At 69.2% G+C, this 3113-nt stretch carries 1 protein-coding gene and 1 pseudogene; both read left to right on the top strand.

The annotated features are described in order from the left end of the window. A pseudogene (gene hrpA / locus G3N98_RS38860) lies at nt 1–2986 on the top strand (ATP-dependent RNA helicase HrpA); the annotation flags it as partial. Next, a partial coding sequence (locus G3N98_RS40430; protein WP_206151083.1) for a type II 3-dehydroquinate dehydratase occupies nt 2946–3113 on the top strand: 168 nt, incomplete at its 3' end. The pseudogene hrpA and the gene G3N98_RS40430, both read left to right, overlap by 41 nt.

The following is a 3113-nucleotide window of genomic DNA, read 5'->3' as shown; positions in this document are numbered from 1 at the left end:
CCAGCCGGCCGCGAAGGATGCGTCCGCTGCGACGGGCGAGCGCGCGCCGCGCCGCGAGCGTCCGCCGCGCGCGGTCGTCGCACCGAACCCGGTCCCGCCGATCACGTACCCCGAAAGCCTGCCGGTGTCGGGCAAGCGCGACGAAATCGCGCGCGCGATCGCCGGTCATCAGGTTGTCATCGTCTGCGGCGAAACCGGCTCGGGCAAGACCACGCAGCTGCCGAAGATCTGTCTCGATCTCGGCCGCGGCCTTGGCGCCGGCGGCACGGGCCTGATCGGCCATACGCAGCCGCGCCGCCTCGCCGCGTCGTCCACCGGCCGGCGGATCGCCGAGGAGCTCGGCACGCCGTTCGGCGAAGTGGTCGGCTACAAGGTGCGCTTTACCGACAATCTCGCGCCGGGCGCGTCCGTGAAGCTGATGACGGACGGGATCCTGCTCGCCGAGACGCAGACCGACCCGTTGCTGAAGGCGTACGACACGCTGATCATCGACGAGGCGCACGAGCGCAGCCTGAACATCGACTTCCTGCTCGGCTACCTGAAGGAAATCCTGCCGAGGCGGCCGGACCTGAAGCTGATCGTCACGTCCGCGACGATCGATGCCGATCGCTTCGCGCGCCATTTCGGCACCGACGAGCGCCCGGCGCCCGTGATCGAGGTGAGTGGGCGGCTGTATCCGGTCGAGATGCGCTACCGGCCGGTGGCCGAGGATCGCCCGGCAGTCAAGCACGCCGAAGGCACGGGCGGCCGCGACCGCGTGAAGACCGCGCGCGAAGCCGAGCGCGACCTGATGGACGCAATCGTCGACGCGGTCGACGAGCTGTGCCGCGAAGGCCCCGGCGACGTGCTGGTGTTCCTGCCCGGCGAGCGCGAGATCCGCGAAGCGGCCGAGGCGCTGCGCAAGCATCATCCGCCGCACACCGAGATCCTGCCGCTGTTCGCGCGGCTCTCGGCGGCCGACCAGGACAAGGTGTTCAAGGCGTCGAACACGCGCCGGATCGTGCTCGCGACCAACGTGGCCGAAACCTCGCTGACGGTGCCGGGCATCCGCTACGTCGTCGACACCGGTCTCGCGCGCGTGAAGCGCTATTCGTACCGGAACAAGGTCGAGCAGCTGCAGGTCGAGTCGATCTCGCAGGCGGCCGCGAACCAGCGCGCGGGCCGTTGCGGCCGCGTGGCCGACGGTGTCTGCATCCGCTTGTACGAGGAAAGCGATTACCAGGCGCGCGCGCGCTTCACCGATCCGGAAATCCTGCGCTCGTCGCTCGCGTCGGTGATCCTGCGGATGAAGTCGCTGCACCTGACGGCGATCGAATCGTTCCCGTTCCTCGAGCCGCCGCCCGGTCGCGCGATCGCGGACGGCTACCAGTTGCTCAACGAGCTCGGCGCGGTCGACGACGACAACGCGCTGACGCCGCTCGGTCGCGAACTCGCGCGGCTGCCGCTCGACCCGCGCGTCGGCCGGATGATTCTCGCCGCGCGCGACCAGCAGTCGCTGCGCGAGGTGCTGATCATCGCGAGCGCGCTGTCCGTGCAGGACCCGCGCGACCGCCCGATCGAAGCGCAGGAGCAGGCCGACCAGGCGCACCGCCGGTTCGCCGACGAGCGCTCCGAATTCCTGCAGTGGCTGAAGATCTGGGCGTGGTTCGAAGAGGCGGTCGCGCACAAGAAGTCGAACCGCCAGCTGGTCGACGCGTGCCGGCAGAACTTCCTGTCGCACCTGCGGCTGCGCGAGTGGCGCGACGTCCATTCGCAGCTGCTGACCGTCGTGCGCGAGCACGGCTGGCGGCTGAACGAAGTCGAGGCGACCTACGAACAGGTCCATCTGGCCCTGTTGACGGGCCTGCTCGGCAACCTCGGCCTGAAGGCCGACGACGATCCGCACTATCTCGGCGCGCGCGGGATCAAGTTCTACCTGTGGCCGGGCTCCGTGCTCGCGAAGAAGGCCGGCCGCTGGGTGATGGCGGCCGAGCTCGTCGAGACGAGCCGGCTGTACGCGCGCTGCCTCGCGAAGATCGAGCCCGAATGGGTCGAGAAGATCGGCGCGCACCTGCTGAAGAAATCGCTGTCGGAGCCGCACTGGGAAAAGCGCCCGGCGCAGGTCAGCGCGTACGAGCGCGCGACGCTGTACGGGCTGCCGATCTACCACCGCCGGCGCGTCGCGTTCGGCAAGCAGGATCCGGCGCGGGCGCGCGAGCTGTTCATCCGCGGCGCGCTGGTCGAGGGCGAATTCGACACGAAGCTCGCGTTCTTCGCGCACAACCGCAAGCTGCTCGCCGACATCGAGCAGCTCGAGCACAAGTCGCGCCGGCAGGACGTGCTGGTCGACGACGAGCTGATCTACGCGTACTACGATCAGGCGATTCCGGAAGGGATTCACACGGGCGCCGCGTTCGAGCGCTGGTATCGCGACGAGGTGAAGAAGGGCGGCCAGCCCGAGGACAAGCTGCGGCTGCTGTACCTGTCGCGCGACGACCTGATGCGCCACGAGGCGGCCGGCGTGACGACCGAGCTGTTCCCGAAGCGGGCGACGATGGCCGGCGTCGAGATGGCGCTCACGTATCACTTCGAGCCCGGCACGCCGCGCGACGGCGTGACGCTCGCGGTGCCGCTGTATGCGCTGAACCAGGTCGATGCGCGCCGCTGCGAGTGGCTCGTGCCGGGGATGCTGAAGGAAAAGGTGCAGTTGCTGCTGAAGTCGCTGCCGCAGAAGCTGCGCCGGCATTGCGTGCCGCTGCCCGAGTACGCGGCCGGCTTCGTCGAGCGGATGGGCCGCGAGCGCTTCGGCGCGGGCGGGCTCGTCGAGGCGCTGATCGCCGACGTGCGGGGTGAAACGCAAATCGCGATGAAAACGGCCGACTTCAAGCTGGAAACGCTGCCCGCGCACCTGTTCATGAACTTCAAGGTGATCGACGAGCACGGCCGCCAGCTCGCGATGGGGCGCAATCTCGCGCAGCTTCGCCAGGAGCTGGGCGCGCAGGCGCAGCCTGAATTTGTTGGGCACACGCGAGCCCCATATCTACGGCGCGGAAACGCTGGCCGACGTCGAGCAGCGCTGCCGTACGGCGGGCGAGGCGCTCGGGCTGGAAATCGACTTCCGCCAGTCGAACGCC

The sequence above is a fragment of the Burkholderia sp. Tr-20390 genome (assembly GCF_017104595.1).
GTDB lineage: Bacteria > Pseudomonadota > Gammaproteobacteria > Burkholderiales > Burkholderiaceae > Burkholderia.
Note: the sequence above shows the minus strand (reverse complement) of the source record. Positions and strands in the feature narration are given on the sequence as shown.